Source organism: Psychrobacter sp. DAB_AL43B (assembly GCF_900168255.1).
Classification (GTDB): domain Bacteria; phylum Pseudomonadota; class Gammaproteobacteria; order Pseudomonadales; family Moraxellaceae; genus Psychrobacter.
The window spans coordinates 2,856,355-2,874,052 of sequence record NZ_LT799838.1; the positions used below are offsets into that span (position 1 = coordinate 2,856,355).

Below are 17,698 nucleotides of genomic sequence, written 5' to 3' on the forward strand. Positions count from 1 at the left end.
CTATTTTTACAGCAAGTGTTTTAATAGAAATAGTATCTAAATTTCAGATCAATATGCATTATTCAAACTTTCAAGTAACCCATAATAAAACCACCTTACAAGATGGCTTTATCTTATTTAGCAAATATAGAAACTACAACGCCTTTAACTCTTCCATCTGCGCCGTCATGGCGGTCAACTGCCCTTCTAACTCAGCCTGTTTCGCTTTTTCAGCATCGACCACTTCCACAGGCGCTTTACTGACAAAGCCTTCATTACCCAGCTTACGCGAAATGCTTTCAGCTTGCTTAAAAAAACCATTTAAACCCAACCAAAACCACCACAGTTACAACCAACCCTAACCAACCAAATCCCTTTGTACCTTGTACTGGTATCGTCGCATTTATTTCAGGAAATAGAATAGCGCCATACGATACTAGAGGTAATATTATCAGCAAGGTATCAATATGGCGATTCGGTGAGAAGTATGGAGGATTCAAGAATAGATAAATAAGCACATATACCACCATAAATACAGTGGCGAAAATGGCATGCATATCTAACGGCTCATGACGATTCCAATAAAAATATAGAATCGCCATGTTTAAGAACGCAAGTATTAAGGTTATGATCATTATAACGATTACTTATAATCTACAACGCCTTTAACTCTTCCATCTGCGCTGTCATGGCTGTCAATTGCCCTTCTAACTCAGCCAGTTTTGCTTTTTCAGCATCGACCACTTCTACGGGCGCTTTACTGACAAAGCCTTCATTACCCAGCTTACGCGAGATACCTTCAGCTTGACCTTTTAACTTATCATATGACTTACCTAAACGAGCCAGCTCAGCGGTTGGGTCAATCAGTCCTTTCATTGGGACAAGCACGCGTAGCTGTCCAATCATACTTGATGATGATAGTGGCACGTCATCGCCCTCTTTTAGTATCTCTAGGCTCTCGACTTTGGCAAGCGCTTTAAACTGATTTTTAATACGAGATAGACGCGCATCTTCGTCGCTAGAGATATTTTGTAGCAATACTGGCAGACGCACCGCATTACCCAGCTTCATCTCGCCACGGATATTACGCACACTAGCGATGAGCTGTTGTAGCCACGCCATATCAGCTTCAACTTGCGCGTTAATTTGCGCATTATCAGTTTGTGGATAATCAGCGATTACGATGCTATCAGTATTTTTGCGACCCAATAACGGTGCTATCGTCTGCCAGATTTGCTCAGTCAGATACGGCATGATTGGGTGGCTAAAGCGTAGCGCAGTCTCTAATACATGGAGCAATACATAGCGAATTTGCGCTTTACGCTCATCCGACACCGAGTCATCATTTAGGCTGGCTTTGGCAAGCTCAACATACCAGTCACAGTATTCATTCCAGATAAATTCATAAATATCATGGCTGACCATATCGAGACGATACTGAGCAAAATGCTGATGAATATTGGCAACCGTTGAGTTTAGGCGACTCATAATCCACTTTTCTGGTAATTCCCAAACCTCTGGATTGGCAGTTTGGTCAATCGCTTGGGCATTGCCTTCTTTATCCACACAGTTCATCAGCACAAAGCGGCTGGCGTTCCAGATTTTATTACAGAAGTTACGATAGCCCTCGACACGTTTGAGATCAAAGTTGATATCGCGACCAGTACTGGCAAGCGAGGTAAAGGTAAAACGCAGCGCATCGGTACCAAAAGCTGGGATACCTTCTGGGAACTCTTTACGCGTTTGCTTTTCAATTTTTGCCGCATCTTTTGGATTCATCATATTGCTAGTGCGTTTTTCGACTAACGCTTCTAAATCAATACCATCAATCAAATCGATAGGATCTAAGACGTTACCTTTAGATTTAGACATCTTCTGACCATTGCCATCACGCACCAGACCATGAACATAAACGGTCTTAAACGGTACTTGCGGCGTGCCATCTTCGTTTTTGACAAAGTGCATGGTCATCATGATCATGCGTGCAACCCAAAAGAAGATAATGTCAAAACCGGTAACCAACACGCTGGTCGGGTGAAAGGTTTTGAGCACGCGCGGATCAGCATTGACGTCTGCCCAATCAAGCGTACTAAATGTCCATAGACCGGAGCTAAACCACGTATCAAGGACGTCATCATCTTGGCGTAATTTTACGTCGTCGCTTAGATTATATTTTGTGCGCACTTCTGCTTCATCACGCGCCACATAAATCTCACCGGTCGCGTCGTCATACCAAGCTGGGATACGATGTCCCCACCAGAGCTGACGACTGATACACCAATCTTGCAAATCAGTCATCCACGACATATACATGTTTTTATATTGCGCAGGGACAAACTCAATACTGCCATTTTCTACCGCGTCAATCGCAGGCTTAGCAAGTTTATTGACTGCCACATACCACTGATCGGTCAACCACGGCTCAACGATCGTACCGCCACGCTCAGCGCGCGGGGCTTTAAGGGCGTAGTCTTCTATTTCCTCTAACCAACCCTGCTCGCCTGCTTGCGCCACTAAAATTTTACGCGCGGCAAAACGCTCAAGTCCAGCATATTCACTTGGTGTGGTTTCAAGCTCTGGCTCACGCGTTTGCAGGTCAGGATAAACTTCCATCGCTGGTAAAATATTGGCGCGCTCATCAAGGATATTAATGAGTGGCAAGTTATGACGACGACCCAATTCATAGTCATTAAAGTCATGGGCAGGGGTGATTTTTACACAGCCAGTACCAAAGTCTTTTTCGACATAATCATCAGCAACGATAGGTACAACGCGTCCAGTAATTGGTAAAGTAATCGTTTTGCCAACTAAATGTGCATAACGCTCATCGCTCGGATTGACTGCAACAGCAGTATCGCCGAGTAAGGTTTCAGGACGCGTGGTTGCTACGACCAGATAGTTTTTACCATCTTGAGTGGTGATATCTTTATCGGTGAAATGATAACGGAAATGCCACAAGCTGCCTTTTTCGTCATGATTTTCAACTTCTAAATCCGATAGCGCAGTTTGGAATTTAGGATCCCAATTCACCAGACGCTTACCACGATAAATTAAGCCATCATCGAAAAGACGGACGAACACTTCTTTAACGGCATTTGATAAACCATCATCCATGGTAAAGCGCTCACGCGACCAATCGACCGAGCTACCCAAACGGCGAATCTGACGGGTGATATTGTCGCCCGACTCTTCTTTCCATTCCCAGACTTTATCGATGAAGTCTTCGCGCGTCATGTCACGGCGCTTGATACCTTCAGCTTCCAGACGACGCTCAACGACCATTTGGGTTGCAATACCAGCATGATCCGTACCCGGTTGCCAAAGCGTATTGTCACCATCCATCCGGTGATAACGCGTTAGCGCATCCATAATGGCATTATTAAAGCCATGACCCATATGCAGCGAGCCAGTCACGTTTGGCGGTGGTAGGGCGATAGAGAAAGACTCATCTTTATCAAAGCTCGGCTTAAAATAACCGCTTTCTTCCCAACCTTGATACATGCCAGCCTCAACCTCAGCAGGATTGTAGGCGTGCTCAAGTTGGCTTAGGGCTGCTTGGATAGATTGGGTCAGGTTGGTCTTAGTGTTAGTATCGGTATTAGGGTTGCTCATAATAGAATGGTCTTTTATTAATAATGAATGTGGTCAAATAAATATGTTAAAAATAGATGAAATAATTAGTAGAGTGATTTTAACGCAGATAGCAGGATTTTGTTAGATGCTAAGGTCATTTAGGCGTATAGCGCTTTGAAAATAGACTCTATCTTTGGATGATTATCTGTTATCCATTGATGACAAAGCTGAAAAAACTGACATTGCATACGATATAACGTTACAGGATCATTATAGCCATGCGTGATGTATCCCATATAGAAATTGTCGCCAGCATCCTCTATACAATAAAGCAAATCCTTGAGCTTACTTATCTCCTTTAAATGACTATCATTGTTGAAAAACTCATCAAATTTATAATAAAATCCTACTGCCTCATTAGCAAAAACATAGTGATTGTTTGGTGCTGTCGCATAGTTGTTCATGAGCCTGTAAGTATAAATCCACTTAGATTGCTCTGTATAGATGTCTGGAAAACCTAAACTAGAAAGTGCTCTTTGAAACGATTCTTTATTGCCTCTTGGATATATAGGGTCATCATCAATTATCGATAACATCTCATCGTCGTAGTATTCATTATCGAGTAAGTAATGAGTGTACTCGACAATTTTCTTATCTGATAATAAATCAAGCTTCAGAAGACTAGCCGTCACTGCCATCTCGCTTTGCCAAGGGCTATATTTAGATAATGTTCGCATAACCTCTCACCACTACATTAAAACAATAGATTTGACTAAGAATCAGGATAAAGAATTAACAACAGCAATTAGCTGAATACTAAACATAATAGGTTATAGTCCTACTATAGAATAGACCAGATACTAAAATCACTATCTGATAAACAGCGAGCTGACCGTGTCCCAAGATACCGAGCATAAGAACAACTCTCAGGCTGACAATGTAGACGATAAGCGTTTAGTTGATGGTGCCGCTAATCATGACTATAAAGTTGAAAATAAACAAGACGGTGATATTGATAGCAGTGACATTGATACTACTGACACTGATGCTACTGACACTGATGCTACTGAGAATTTAGACGACCACGACTTCTCTGAAGATATTAGCGAAGAGGACAAAGCCTCTATCAAAGAAGTCGCTGGCGATGACAATCTTAGCGCACCTAAAAGCTATGCCAGCATCTTAGTTGAACAAGTCATCGATGCCAGAGAAACCTTTAACCGCTCACTTGGCTCATTATTTACCAGTGCCTTTACCGCTGGGCTTGAGATTGGCATCAGCTTATTTGTTATTCTAGCCGCTTTTGCGCTACTGAGCGAGGTACTACCTAGTGATTATGCGATGGTACTGGCGTCGCTATTATATCCGTTAGGTTTTATCATCGTCGTTATCGGTCAGTCGTTATTATTTACTGAGCAGACCTCGCTGTTAAGCTTACCCGTACTCAACAAAATAGAGCCACTATGGAAGCTGCTACGGCTTTGGGGAATTGTCATTGCTGGTAATATCGTCGGCGGTTGCCTGTTTGCAGCATTAATGATTGGCTTAGGTATTAACATGCAGCTATTTACCGTCGCTAATATTGATGCCTATGCGCAGCATGTTTTAGGCTTTGAGTGGTGGGTGATATTTGGTAGCTCAGTATTAGCGGGTTGGATGATGGGCGTGGCAGCTTGGCTTGTGACTTCGGCGCGCGATACGCTTAGCCGCATTGTCTTGGTAACTCTTATTACGGGTAGTATTGGCTTTTTAGGTTTGCATCATAGTATCGTTGGCAATATCGAAGTATTCTCTGCCTTATTGTATGGCAATACTGTCAGCTTAACGAGCTACTTATGGTTTTTAGTGGTCGTACTGGTTGGCAATACGGTAGGCGGCGTGGTGTTTGTCGCCGTACTCAAAAACCGTACCTTCTTATTTGATATCGAAAAGATAAAACAGCAAGCTGAAGATGAGGAGCAAGATAAAGTAGCGCGGATAAATGCGCGTCGGCGTCGGCGTTAAGCTCTTAATGGCGCATTACAGATTTTTCAACTCGCTGGTAATCACTTTCTAATCACCGCCGCCTCCACCGTCACTACCACTAGAGCCACTGTCACTACTAGAAGAGCCACTGCCATCAGAACCGCTGTCACCTTTATCGCTACTGTCAAGATGCTCCGACAGCCAAATCGATATACTCTCATGATTATTAGCATCATTCAACCATGTTACTATCCTAAAAAAAGCATACATTAACATGAGTGCAAAAATTATTTTTAAGAGCAACATAGTATTGCCTTTTATAAGGCGAGCATTGGTGTGAAATGTAAATTAATGCAGGATGTTAAGTATAAATAAACCTAAATAAAAATTGCCTAATTGCCATAAAACAACAATGCTCTAGGCGTGCTCGCTGCTCATAACTGCCGTACCGTAAGCAATCGCTTCGACCATGCTACCTAATTGATTAATATTACTAACCTCAAGACGCAAGCCGTAGATATGATTATAGCCTTTAGCCTGCGCTTGGGTGCGCATACGTACTACTGCCTCGCGGCGAGCGCGATCCAGTAAAGTCTCATAGGTGGTTAGATTTTTACCAAAGATACTTAAAATACGAGCAATCACCATTTTAAAATAATCTTGCGCGATAACAACGCTGCCGAGCACCAGATCGCCTTGTGTATTATCAGCAAGCGCTGGCTGATAAAAACGCTCAGTGGATACAATAATATAACTTAGGGATTTTTCTGCAAGTACTAACTGTGCGAGATGCTGACGTTCATGACGCGCACCAAAAAACCAACCCACCACAAACAGGACGATAAGCGGTGCATAGTTCATCAGCATTTGGCTGAGAGAGTTATTCATGGGACGTCTCTTGTCATCAAAAAGCATCGTTGCTTTAAACCAGTACTTTAAATCAGTGCTTTAAGCTAGCGTTTTACATCAGTGCTTTAAGCAGTGGCTCATTCACCAAAAGGGTTGAAACGTGGTAATTCATCCGTAGCTGCTGGCGTCGTAGTGGGTGATTGAGCAGGCGCTTGCGCTGGCTGTTGATAATGCGTATGACCGTAATGGTCGCTCGGAGGCTGAGGCGACGCAGACTGTTGTTGCACGCGTACAACTTTGACAGCGGTACCGTAAACAAAAAGCTCGGAAGCTCCTTGCGCAATGCTAGATGTCGAAAACCGCAAGCCAACGACTGCATCAGCGCCCAAGGCTTCTGCCTTTACCACCATCCGATCTATCGCCTCTTGACGCGATTCTTCTAACAGTTCGGTATAGGCGGTCAACTCGCCGCCAACGATGTTTTTTAGACCAGCAAACAAGTCTTTACCGACGTGCTTTGAGCGCACGGTACTGCCATAAACCACATCTAAGCGCTCTGTTATTTGATAGTTAGGCAAGTACTCAAGGTTGGAGAGTTGCACGGTCATAATACTGCCTTATCTTTGAGTTATCCGGATTAAAAACAACGTCTATAGTTCGCCCTAGTCGTTGGTATGAAACAATAAAAACAGCTCAGTTAGATTGCCTTCAATACTATTGGCCATTTGCGCCATTTTATCTTGATCCTTACGCATCTCGATAAGGTCTGGATCTTCGTCATCAATACCGCTCAACACAATCATCGGCAAGGTCAAGACTGCCACATCTTCTGCTGTCTCTTCGTTTTCCATCCAATCACTGGCTTCATCGCCATACATCGCATCGACGAACCCAATCGACCAAGCAACGATATCTGAATCATCAGAAAAATCGACCGCCACTTCTTCATTGCCCGCATCTTCACCAAACGGCAGCTCAATAGGCGTCTCGTTTTTTAGCTCAGCAATAATAGACTCACGCCAGCGCTGAATACCATCAATCACGTTTGCTGGAATCTCGCTCACATGACCTTCAAACAATGCCTCCAACCAATTAGGCAGCGGACGTCCAATGACGGTCGCGGTCAAAAAACCATGGGTGGCGACACTATCGAGCACAAACTGACTTTCTTCATTGTCTAAATAATCTAATAATTCATCGAAACTTAGTTGGTTATTCATCGTGTGGTTGTCCTTGGAGGATAGCTTGCGTCATGCGCAATAAATAATGTGTTAAATACAAAATGGTAGGAAATATAAGGATGACATTTATCTGAATTAAGAAAATAAATCCAAATAAACTTTGATAAAGTAAACTTATTGAAGAGGGCTGGTTGAAAGGCCATTGTTAAAAACAGAATACAACCAGCTTAGCACAGTCGACTGAGGATCATTAGTTAACGATGGTTAGCTAATACCAATTAGATCATTATCACTTATTAAGAAGTGGTTTTACTGAGTATGTAAGCGAAAATTCTACCGCTTAAATGACGAATTAAATATCGTCATCGTCCCAATCATCACCGTCTTCATCGAAATTATCTATATCGTCAAGATCGTCTTTTAGCTCTTTAGCCAAACGTTTTTCTTCTAGCAAATTATCGATCAAACGGCGTTTTTCAAGACTGCTTAAGCGCGTACGCACACTCGTCTCGGCTTCTTCTACCATCTTTGCATCGTCATCGTCGACAAAATCATCATCAAAATCGTCATCAATATCAGCATCACTCATGACAAACTCCTATCGTTTTTAGGCAAGTGTATTAAAAATATATCGTTATATATATGCCTTATAAAGTCTCTACTAGGCGTTGTCAATCCTTTTTATCACTATGGCTGATTTATGAGTAAATACCAAGGTGAAGATAACAATTATCGCACAGGCAATTGTAGAGGCTTTGGTTAAGCTAAAGGAGCTATTTATACCTACTCTGCTGCCTCTTCAATCATCAGTACCGCGTTACGCACATCTGCTAAACGCTGAATCATGGCATCATTGCCGCCATCAAATACCGCACACTCACGCTCATAAACAGTCGTTGGACGCATGACACTTTGTACTTGGACATGATTACTGATTTGTTTGAGACCGCCATTGGGGAGCAAGATGAGCATCTGCTCTTTTTTACCCACGCTTTCTAGCAGCTGACTCATGGCCTCGACTTGAGCATTGTCACTCACCCCAGCTTTTGCTGGCAAGGCAAATCGTGATAACTCGATGTGCTTATCATGAATGATTTTATTGAGCATCAAATACAGCTTACCCAACATAACACCCGCTAAGGCCACTTTTGCGTGGCTATTGTCTGCCTTGAGCATCACATAAGCGCCACTTTCATCAAAGTATGGCTCATTCAATGCGCTCACACCCAGCAACAATGGCTGTTTGAGTAATTCAGTCACCGCTTGATTCAATAGCTGCGTACATAACGCTAAATAAGGCAGACGCTGAGACGGCGCTAAGCGCTCAAGCATATTAAATTCATCATGAAATACAATTTGTACGCTGATACTATCAAACGGCCGGGTGGCAGACAATCGAGAGGCGTTATGAGATTGATTGCTACTATCAACGCCATTCGTACCGTTTGGACTACTATCTACTGCATGATTGATCGCATGGCTTTCTGTCGTATTGCTTGCAGCGGTATCAGTGCCATTAGCAGTGTCATTATCATTGAGCGCTGTATCTTGATTCTGCTGTGTTCTTACATACTGATTTACGGCACTATGAATGTCTAATTTTCGAGTATTAGATAAAGGGTTATGTAGCGCACTGGCATCTGCTTGAGGGTTAAGCTGGCTATCTAAAAGACTATCAACATCATACCCCAAACCATCACTCTCGCCAGTTTCCTTCTCAGCAGCAGTAGGCGCTGATTGACGACGTTCCAATTCGCGATCGTAGCCGCGCTGATCGAATTGTTTATATTGCTCGCGATGCAAGTCTTGGACATCACGGCTGATGGCGTTGATTTGCTCCCTAGTAGGGCGCGCAATGTAACTATAAATGAGCCATAGCAATAAATGTAGCAGCATCGTTCCAATCACAAACGGCCATTGCATCGCAATGATTTCGCCTTTGCTAATATCTTTTAGGGTTAATGCCACACTACCGATAACCGCATCGCCTTTGGTGGCTATCTGGCTAATCGTGTCGCCTTGTTGCATTGGCGCATTGCCGACGGGCACCAATATATCGCCATTATTGTCTTTGATTAGTATACGGGTCACGTCCTGCTCGCTGGTATAGCGATTGGCAATGACACTCAAACTGACTCGGTCTTTATTTTCTAAAGACAGCCGTGCTTCATCAATGAGCTGAGCGACCATTTGCTCGCCTTTTTGCGCACGACTGTTGCTCAGCTGTTGATCGGTGCTGATGACCAACAATAGAGTTTGCAAACAAAAACTAACCAGAAGAATAATGGCAAACAACCCTTGCCGCGGCGCTAAATAGGTCATGATATGTTAAACTTTTTTGGATAAATGGAATTAAAAAACGAGGCGTTGGCTCATTTTTTAGAAGGATATGTCGCTATATTTGCTTAATTTAATACCGCATCGTCTAAATGAATCCTTATTTAAATAAAGACTATTTATGAGACGCTGCCATCGTACAGTAGATTTGTTGTGCAAGTATGTTTGGGTCAAGCATTTATCAAGTACTTATTAAGCACTCGCCCGCTCATTTAAGCCTACTATATCACCATAGTAAGGGTTATGGCGTTAGCTAGTATCATAAATTTATGGTAATACGTTTCTTTTATTCTACCGACCTTTTTGGACGTGACGGGTGTTTTTATCCGGCTGTGATACTTTGCGCCTCATCTATAGGCGCTGCCGAGTAAAACTGTTATTATTCCTAATCTTATACCAGCATACAAGGGACAATTGAGCGATGCTAAAAAATACATCTTACTCGTTACCAAAAGACAGCAAAGCATGGCAACAAGCCGTCGATTCTGTGGCCTCGCTATTACCAGAGGGTACTAATTTACAAGATTTTGATGCGCTGCAATCCTTGCCCATTTTTGCCTTGATTGTGGTACTGCCGACGCATGTATCCTCGCTCGATATCCACCAATATGTACAATCATGGGTTGATGAGCAGCCAAATTGGCATCTGGTCACGGTGGCAGAAGATGCCGATGCGAGTTTTGTAGATATTGAGATTGCTGATACAGACACGGCGCAAACATTTGCCAAACCCTCGTTTATCGATGTGCAAGTTTTCCGCTATTTGCTGGTACCGGTTACTGATACCTTGATGCATCCTGCTAAAAAAACGGCAGCAGCCCATATCATTGACGATCAATTGACCACGCGGTTGCGTCGCGACTTGACTGAAGACTATAAAAACGCTCAAAGCTCAATAACGAGCGACCAATTGGATGTCGTCGACTGTCATATCCTATCGGTTGGTCATATGCTGCGCACCCATAAGCTTGCTTGCTTCGATATGGACTCTACGTTAATTGAACAAGAAGTCATCGTTGAGCTGGCAAAAACAGCAGGGATTGGCGAGCAAGTAGAAATCATCACTGAGGCGGCGATGCGCGGTGAAATGGATTTTGACGAATCTTTTGCTCAGCGTGTGGCACTATTACAGGGCATCCCAACCAGCGTACTTGATGAGATTTGCACACGCTTAACTTTATCGACAGGCGCTCGTACCACTATCAGCGCGCTTAAAGCCTTAGGCTACCATACGGTATTGATATCAGGTGGTTTTACCTATTTTGCCCGCTATATCGCTGAGCAATTAGGTATCGATGAAGTGCATGCCAATCCTTTAGATATCGAAGAGGGCGAAGTCACCGGTCATGTGCAACTGCCTATTATTAATGGCGCTAAGAAAGCGGCTATCGTCGCTCATACTGCTGAGCGCTTGGGCATTGCAATGTCGCAAGTGATCTGCATCGGTGATGGCGCCAACGACTTACCGATGATGGCAAGCGCTGATCTGGGTGTGGCTTTTAATGCCAAACCTATCGTACAAGCGCGCGCAGATGCGGCCGTCAATGTCACAGGGCTTGAAGGCACACTTTATGCGCTTGGCTATCCGGCATTCGCCCGTAGCAAATAACGATTACAGACTGCTAATAATAAGCTAGGCTAATGTATTTTTCATTGACCTAGCTTTTGTAGTTTACTCTCTCTTTTATACGGTGTTTTTGGTGCTATTATGCCGCCAAACGTTACCCTCACTTTTACATTGTCAAACAAGAAAGGAATGTCCATGACGGCATCACAATCACCACGGCCAGATGCGCCGTCATCTTCCGATGATTTAGATAAGCAAGCTTTAGATAAACAGCACTTAAATAACGAACATTTAGTTAAAGATAGCACGCCTATTTATAATGATAATCCAAAGCAGCTATTGGGTGTCTACGTCAAGGGTATCGCTATGGGCGCAGCTGACATTGTACCGGGTGTTTCTGGCGGTACGATCGCGCTGATTGCTGGCATTTACGAGCGCTTAATTAATGCCTTAAGTAGTATTGGTCCAAATTTTTGGCAGATATTTCGGCAAGAAGGCGGTATCAAAGGCTTACTGGCAGTATGGCGACAAGTCGATGCCACTTTTTTATTGTGCTTATTGCTCGGTATCGCCACCAGTCTTGTAACGTTAGCCGGTATGATCAAGCATTTATTGGACAACCAGCCTTTGATGATTTGGTCATTCTTTTTTGGTTTGGTTATCGCGACTGTTTTTCTGTTATTAACTGAGATTAAGCGCTGGAATATCGGACGGGCGCTATTGTTCCTGCTTGGGATGGGTAGCGCTATTATCATCAGTAGTCTGCCTTTAATGACCACCACGCCAAGCTTACCCTATCTGTTCTTTGCCGGCGCTATTGCTATTTGCGCGATGATACTACCTGGTATATCAGGCTCGTTTATTTTACTATTAATGGGCGCTTATAATACGGTACTTGAAGCCGTACATACCTTGAACTTTGCCATTATCTTTACTGTCGTTGCTGGTATGGCAACGGGGCTGTTGCTGTTTACCCGCATGCTCAAATGGTTACTATCGCGTTATTATCAAGCAACGCTAGCCTTGCTGATTGGTTTTATCGCAGGCTCCTTAGTCAAAGTATGGCCATGGAAAACCGATGCCCTAGGTACACTAAACAGCGAAGCAATCAATAACGTCATGCCGTGGCAGTATCCTACTGGCGCGCATTGGTTGACCACTTTAGGTTTGATGCTATTGGGTGCCATATTAGTGACAGCGTTAGCATTTTGGGGTCGCCGTAGTATTCGTCCTTAAGAAATTTGTTCTACTTTTACTAAAAAAGCGCCCATCATTGTGGCGCTTTTTTAATGGCTGTCGCTGCAAAATTTACCGTGTGTTTTTATAAATCAATCTAAAAAACCAAACGTCAGCTGTTGTCGCAAAGTCGCCCTCAGCCTCTTTAGCTTTGTGTTTTAAACTTCCATAATAGCCTTGTTGGAATTCACCTTATGAAGAGCGAGATGAACAATGTTATTAATAATACTTTCCACTTTTGGTAGTGAGCCGTGGAGCACAAGTGCAATATTGGGTTATGGTCTACTTATAGGCTCAGTCGTGGCGCTTGCTTTATCGTCGCAGCGCTGGTTACTATGGTATCTGTTCGGTGGGATGCTGTATTGGTTAGCCGTTGAAGTCATTGATAGCTTATTAACGCATTGGTTTGTGTTATCAGAATGGCACAATTACGTGGTCGCGATGGGTATCAGTTGGCTGCCGCTAGGCGCTTGGGTGTTATATCGGGCGCTGCGTTATGAAGATGTCAGTCAGTCCATCAAGAAGCAGCGAGAATTGGAAGCGGCACGCTATATTGAGCACACGCCTGTCTATGATGACGATTATCAGCCACGCTTTCATTGAGAATGTGCCTATCCTACTAACGTCATCGAATGTTACAAGATACTTAAAGCTCTCTACGTAACTACTAAAGAATTGACACCTAGCAATCGTTTATAATGTAATTATATATTTGTCGCAAAAATTGTTATAAAGTACCCATTATTTTGCGTCTCATTTCTCATTCTTTAGGAGTTCGATTATGTTTACTGTACCTGTTTTAGATATCAAGTCTGATCCATTAGATGTTTTGTTGACGGTGATTGGTTATCGTTTGTCTATGCTTGCTGATAGCGATAACGAAGATGTCAAAGCGCTATTTGCGGATCGTAAAGTAACGATTGAGTTTGCCAGTACTGAATCTGATGTTGCGCGTCATTTTAGCTTCGATAATGGTCAATTTAGCCAACATAGTGGTCATGCTAAAGCAGCCGACCTTACTATTAACTTCAAAGACTCGATGACAGGCGTTAAGCTTTTAACCAAAGGTAATCTTCCTGCCTTTATGACTGCCGTGCAAGAAGGCAACTTAAGCATAGAAGGCGATTATAGCCTAATGATGTGGTTCAATAAGCTTGCCAAACATATCGTGCCAGCCATTCCAGAAGAATATAAACCGTATATCCAAAAAGCCAAACCTTACGCTTATAAAGCACAGCAGTTTGCCAACCATTGGGTCGGTGTTGCTAAGCACAAGTTAGGTAAATAGATCGAGCAAACAGGCAGCTGCTATTATGGATCTGATTGACCATTTAGCAGGGTTCTGATTTTCTAAAAAGGTTGCGGTATACTATACCGCAACCTTTTTTTCTTTAAATTATACTGCTTAAAATTTTATCTTCTCAAAATTAAAATAAATAAAATACATTCACACTTACCTTATACGTTAATGCTTACTATGTTTATAAAAGGATTTATATGATGGCAGGATTACTTAGTATCTCAGAACCTAGCGACACACTTAATAATCAGATAAACGCTAACAATGACTTTCTAGCGACATTGACAACCGATGCCACTAAATCGACTAAAGCGACTGAAACAATCATAAAAAAACACAGTCGCGAGCAGATTGGCCAATTATTCGATTTACCATTAATGGATTTATTACTACAAGCACAGACTATCCATCGTCAGAACTTCAACGCTAATGAAGTGCAAATTAGCACCTTATTATCTATCAAAACTGGCAACTGTCCTGAAGATTGCGGCTACTGCTCACAATCCGGTCATCACCGTGATACTACAAAGCTACAAGCCGAAAAGCGCATAGACGTTGATAAGGTAATTGCCGCTGCCAAACGTGCTAAAGCCACTGGCTCATCGCGATTTTGTATGGGCGCCGCATGGAAGCATCCAAGCGCGAAAGACATGCCTTATGTGGTTGAGCTGGTCAAAGAAGTGAAAGCATTAGGGCTTGAAACTTGCATGACTTTGGGAATGCTTGATACGGAGCAAGCGACGCAATTAGCAGATGCCGGACTGGATTATTATAATCATAACTTGGATACCTCAAGAAGCTATTATGAGCAAGTGGTCAGTACGCGCAGCTATGATGAGCGTCTGGATACTATTGCAAACGTACGCAATTCGGGCATCAATGTCTGTAGCGGCAATATTGTCGGTATGGGTGAAAGCCGTGATGACCGTATTGACTGGGTTCATGAACTGCTTAAGATGCCAAAAGCACCTGAATCTATTCCGGTCAATTTATTAGTTCCTATTGCAGGAACACCGATTGGCGATCGCGTGCTTGCAGAAGGTCAGCTGTCAGTCCTTGAATGGATTCGTACCATTGCCGTGACGCGTATTTGCTGTCCGAGCAGTTATGTACGTTTATCTGCTGGACGTGAAAGCTTGTCCGATTCTGAGCAAGCATTGGCATTTATGGCGGGTGCTAACTCATTTTTTTATGGTGATAAACTACTCACTACCGGCAATGCTAGCCAATCAGGTGACGATAGATTGATGCGTGAGCTTGGTTTGACGAAGCAGTTTGCAGCCCCTCGTGCACCTAAGCAAGTACCTGTTGTGGACGCTATGAGCGGTCATCAATCACAAGTCATTTCGGCTGATTTGGGCGGAGTAGTTTTGGCTTAACGCTACCATTATGAGATAATCTGCGCTAAGCTTGCCCGCATTTATTATTGTTAAAAATAACCAGAGAGACTCTAGCATGGCAGATTATTTTAACTGGATTAAAGCAGCACATATTATTTCAGTGGTGACTTGGTTTGCAGCAATTTTCTACTTGCCGCGCTTATTTGTCTACCATGCCATGAGCGATGACAAGGTCAGTCACGACCGCTTTATTATCATGGAGCGCAAGCTATATCGCGGTATCATGACGCCATCTATGATAGCGACTTGGGCTTTTGGTTTATGGATGGTATTTTTAGGCTGGGATGTCTACAAAACCCAAGGTTGGCTACACGTAAAGATTTTCTTAGTGGTTCTATTGTCCGCTTATCATGGCGCCTGCGGTTTTTATCGTAAAAAGCTCGTCGATAGGCCACAATATAAGTCGCATGTTTTTTGGCGCTGGTTTAATGAAGTACCCGTCTTTGCTTTAGTAATTATTGTTATTTTAGTGGTCGTTAAACCTTTCTAACATGAGCTTTAATAGAAGTAATATTTAATAAAAAAGCGTCCATCACTTAATAAAGTGACGGACGCTTTTTTATGTCTAAATAAATTAAATATAGTCAGTTCAAAAGAAAACACATACTATTGTCACAATATTCTGCTGGTATAAATTCTTCTCGCTTGCTGTGCACTTAGTCAGACAGAGGCTTCGAAAAATTCATACCAGCAATACTGTATTCTTTTTATAGTGAATCGACTCTATATTAAATCATGCAAATTAATAATCTATATTAAACGTTCGGACGCATGATTTGATAGACATTACTTAAATCATAAACACGATAGCGCGCAGGTTCACGTCGGCTTTCGCCAGCATAGCTTAATATCAGTGCTTGCTTAGCTTGCTCATCAACCCAGCCTACAAACAAGCCACTATGCTCGACCCCATTATAGCCATGGTTGATATAATAGAGCCAATCACCGACTTCAATCTCGCCACTATTGGCATAAGGACCTTGACCGTAAGTGCCTTTGTGTATGGTGTCGCGGGTCACCCCTGCTCGTTTAAACACGGCATTCAGATAATCCCAGCAGCCGCCTTGAATAATCGTACGCTCGTTTAGCGCCATTTTACGGGCAATGCTAATCACTTCACGGGCAGCAAGACTACTTTGCGTCTCAGCATTGCTCAATAGCGGTAGATACTCGCTATCGACATTATCATAATTACCCGATAAAAATGCCGGTAATACCGTCGGCATTTTTGCTTGTACCTCAGGATAACGATAAGCAGTGTTAACAGCTGGCTGAGTATTCGCAGCATTTGAGCGATAGTTACCAGCACCAGCACGTTGGATAGTGGAGCGCGTACTGATTTTAGCAGCAGGAACAGCAGGGTACGATGGTGTATAGCGGGCGCTATAATCGGGTTGAGCGGACTTTTGGGCAATTAGACTACTCATGCTATCGGCATGAACTTGACCAACCGCGCCCAGAGTAAGCAATAATGCACTGCACGACGTTGTGATTGACCAAATGGGCAAACGCGACATGACTAGCTCCTTGTCAATAGAGTATCAATAACAGTAGTAGTGATAACCGTATCAATTATAAGTATGATGAGATTTTCAATCTTACTTATAAACCATTTGGGCAGGAGTCTGCAAGCCTTATCACTCCTAAGTAAGCGCTAAAAGGTATAATTATAATGATAAGCGGTCAATGAATGAGGCGAGATAGACAGGTTAAAAAAGCTTTTGGGATTAAAAATTCCTTTAATAATAAAGGCGCTAATCGTTGCTCATTTTGATGGTGACATGACGTTTCGTCAGTGCTTGACCTTGTAAGATAGCTTTGGCAGCAGTGGCTTCTTGGATATTATCAAAGCCGCTGATGTGATACTTACGTTTAGCATCACCATCAACGATTTCTAATTGCTCACCAATTAGACTAATTTTATCACCGTCATCCAGCTGGATAGGTATACGTTTACCTTGATTGTCATGTACCAGCTCACCAGCGCGCACCCATAATATGCCGCTATTAATCACACCCGTCATGGCTTTTTTGCGCTGTTGGCGTTGCCGATTAAAAAAGAAGCTACCGATAATCAGCAATGCTAGCGCACCAATAGACCATCGTACCGGCAACAAACTCATCGCCAGCGCTACGGCTACTGCGCCTACCAATAACGCCGCGCCAAACCAAAACAACCCATTATCTAATGCTTGGGGCTGTCCTTGTAAGGTAATTTTAGCGCCGTCATCAGTCAGCTTAAGCATGGATTAATACCTGTTAAAGAGCGTGAGAGGATGATTGAAAAGCGTTGAGCAATTGGTATAGCTGT

At 43.0% G+C, this 17,698-nt stretch carries 20 protein-coding genes; 8 read left to right on the forward strand and 12 right to left on the reverse strand.

Annotation, left to right across the window (positions count from 1 at the left end):
- Positions 1–133: 133 nt before the first annotated feature.
- From DABAL43B_RS12175 to DABAL43B_RS12190, 4 genes are all read right to left on the reverse strand, one after another.
- Positions 134–310, reverse strand: coding sequence for a hypothetical protein (locus DABAL43B_RS12175; protein WP_171996354.1), 177 nt, complete (start codon positions 308–310; stop codon positions 134–136).
- On the reverse strand, positions 288–581 hold the full coding sequence (locus tag DABAL43B_RS12180; protein WP_145952537.1) for a hypothetical protein: 294 nt from the start codon (positions 579–581) through the stop codon (positions 288–290). The genes DABAL43B_RS12175 and DABAL43B_RS12180 overlap by 23 nt, the downstream gene beginning before the upstream one ends.
- A 52-nt stretch (positions 582–633) precedes the next feature.
- The gene (locus DABAL43B_RS12185; RefSeq protein ID WP_413771847.1) at positions 634–3,552 is read right to left on the reverse strand and encodes a valine--tRNA ligase; all 2,919 of its coding nucleotides are present in this window, start codon (positions 3,550–3,552) and stop codon (positions 634–636) included.
- Between the two features lie 158 nt (positions 3,553–3,710).
- Positions 3,711–4,289: a hypothetical protein gene (locus DABAL43B_RS12190; RefSeq protein WP_079692642.1), complete on the reverse strand. Its 579-nt coding sequence runs from the start codon at positions 4,287–4,289 to the stop codon at positions 3,711–3,713.
- Positions 4,290–4,446: 157 nt separating this feature from the next.
- On the opposite strand from DABAL43B_RS12190, the gene DABAL43B_RS12195 reads away from it, so the two are divergent.
- Entirely contained in the window at positions 4,447–5,556 is a 1,110-nt protein-coding gene (locus tag DABAL43B_RS12195) for a formate/nitrite transporter family protein (RefSeq protein ID WP_079692643.1), read from the forward strand.
- Positions 5,557–5,604: 48 nt separating this feature from the next.
- On the opposite strand, the gene DABAL43B_RS14280 is transcribed toward DABAL43B_RS12195, so the two are convergent.
- The 6 genes from DABAL43B_RS14280 to DABAL43B_RS12225 form a co-directional block, all read right to left on the reverse strand.
- Positions 5,605–5,757 carry a hypothetical protein gene (locus DABAL43B_RS14280; protein WP_171996355.1) on the reverse strand — a complete coding sequence of 51 codons (153 nt, stop codon included), beginning with the start codon at positions 5,755–5,757 and terminating at the stop codon, positions 5,605–5,607.
- Positions 5,758–5,934: 177 nt separating this feature from the next.
- Positions 5,935–6,405, reverse strand: coding sequence for a YbjQ family protein (locus tag DABAL43B_RS12205; protein WP_079692645.1), 471 nt, complete (start codon positions 6,403–6,405; stop codon positions 5,935–5,937).
- A 98-nt stretch (positions 6,406–6,503) separates the two neighbouring features.
- Positions 6,504–6,974, reverse strand: coding sequence for a YbjQ family protein (locus tag DABAL43B_RS12210; RefSeq protein ID WP_089554541.1), 471 nt, complete (start codon positions 6,972–6,974; stop codon positions 6,504–6,506).
- A gap of 54 nt (positions 6,975–7,028) precedes the next feature.
- Positions 7,029–7,586, reverse strand: coding sequence for a YecA family protein (locus DABAL43B_RS12215; protein ID WP_079692646.1), 558 nt, complete (start codon positions 7,584–7,586; stop codon positions 7,029–7,031).
- A 313-nt stretch (positions 7,587–7,899) separates the two neighbouring features.
- Positions 7,900–8,136: a PA3496 family putative envelope integrity protein gene (locus DABAL43B_RS12220; RefSeq protein ID WP_079692647.1), complete on the reverse strand. Its 237-nt coding sequence runs from the start codon at positions 8,134–8,136 to the stop codon at positions 7,900–7,902.
- A gap of 194 nt (positions 8,137–8,330) precedes the next feature.
- Positions 8,331–9,869, reverse strand: a complete 1,539-nt coding sequence (locus tag DABAL43B_RS12225; protein WP_079692648.1) for a hypothetical protein — start codon at positions 9,867–9,869, stop codon at positions 8,331–8,333.
- Between the two features lie 436 nt (positions 9,870–10,305).
- Between DABAL43B_RS12225 and serB the strand changes: the two genes are divergently transcribed.
- The 7 genes from serB (at position 10,306) to hemJ (ending at position 15,877) form a co-directional block, all read left to right on the forward strand.
- Complete coding sequence (gene serB, locus DABAL43B_RS12230; RefSeq protein ID WP_079692649.1) at positions 10,306–11,493, forward strand: phosphoserine phosphatase SerB; 1,188 nt, start codon at positions 10,306–10,308, stop codon at positions 11,491–11,493.
- Between the two features lie 153 nt (positions 11,494–11,646).
- Positions 11,647–12,687, forward strand: coding sequence for a DUF368 domain-containing protein (locus DABAL43B_RS12235; protein WP_079692650.1), 1,041 nt, complete (start codon positions 11,647–11,649; stop codon positions 12,685–12,687).
- 194 nt (positions 12,688–12,881) lie between these two features.
- Positions 12,882–12,932 (forward strand): hypothetical protein, encoded by a 51-nt coding sequence (locus DABAL43B_RS14580; protein WP_413771848.1) that lies wholly within the window; start codon positions 12,882–12,884, stop codon positions 12,930–12,932.
- A complete protein-coding gene (gene aciT, locus DABAL43B_RS14415; protein WP_227516795.1) occupies positions 12,910–13,290 on the forward strand; it encodes an AciT family ciprofloxacin tolerance protein in 381 nt (126 codons plus the stop codon). The genes DABAL43B_RS14580 and aciT overlap by 23 nt, the downstream gene beginning before the upstream one ends.
- A gap of 178 nt (positions 13,291–13,468) precedes the next feature.
- Positions 13,469–13,975: an SCP2 sterol-binding domain-containing protein gene (locus DABAL43B_RS12245; protein WP_079692652.1), complete on the forward strand. Its 507-nt coding sequence runs from the start codon at positions 13,469–13,471 to the stop codon at positions 13,973–13,975.
- A gap of 212 nt (positions 13,976–14,187) precedes the next feature.
- Positions 14,188–15,366, forward strand: coding sequence for a biotin synthase BioB (gene bioB / locus DABAL43B_RS12250; RefSeq protein WP_079692653.1), 1,179 nt, complete (start codon positions 14,188–14,190; stop codon positions 15,364–15,366).
- Between the two features lie 76 nt (positions 15,367–15,442).
- A complete protein-coding gene (gene hemJ, locus DABAL43B_RS12255; protein WP_079692654.1) occupies positions 15,443–15,877 on the forward strand; it encodes a protoporphyrinogen oxidase HemJ in 435 nt (144 codons plus the stop codon).
- 265 nt (positions 15,878–16,142) lie between these two features.
- On the opposite strand, the gene DABAL43B_RS12260 is transcribed toward hemJ, so the two are convergent.
- Together DABAL43B_RS12260 and DABAL43B_RS12265 are read right to left on the reverse strand one after the other, a co-directional pair.
- Positions 16,143–16,904 (reverse strand): hypothetical protein, encoded by a 762-nt coding sequence (locus tag DABAL43B_RS12260; protein ID WP_079692655.1) that lies wholly within the window; start codon positions 16,902–16,904, stop codon positions 16,143–16,145.
- Between the two features lie 237 nt (positions 16,905–17,141).
- Positions 17,142–17,633 carry a hypothetical protein gene (locus DABAL43B_RS12265; protein WP_079692656.1) on the reverse strand — a complete coding sequence of 164 codons (492 nt, stop codon included), beginning with the start codon at positions 17,631–17,633 and terminating at the stop codon, positions 17,142–17,144.
- Positions 17,634–17,698: the final 65 nt, after the last annotated feature.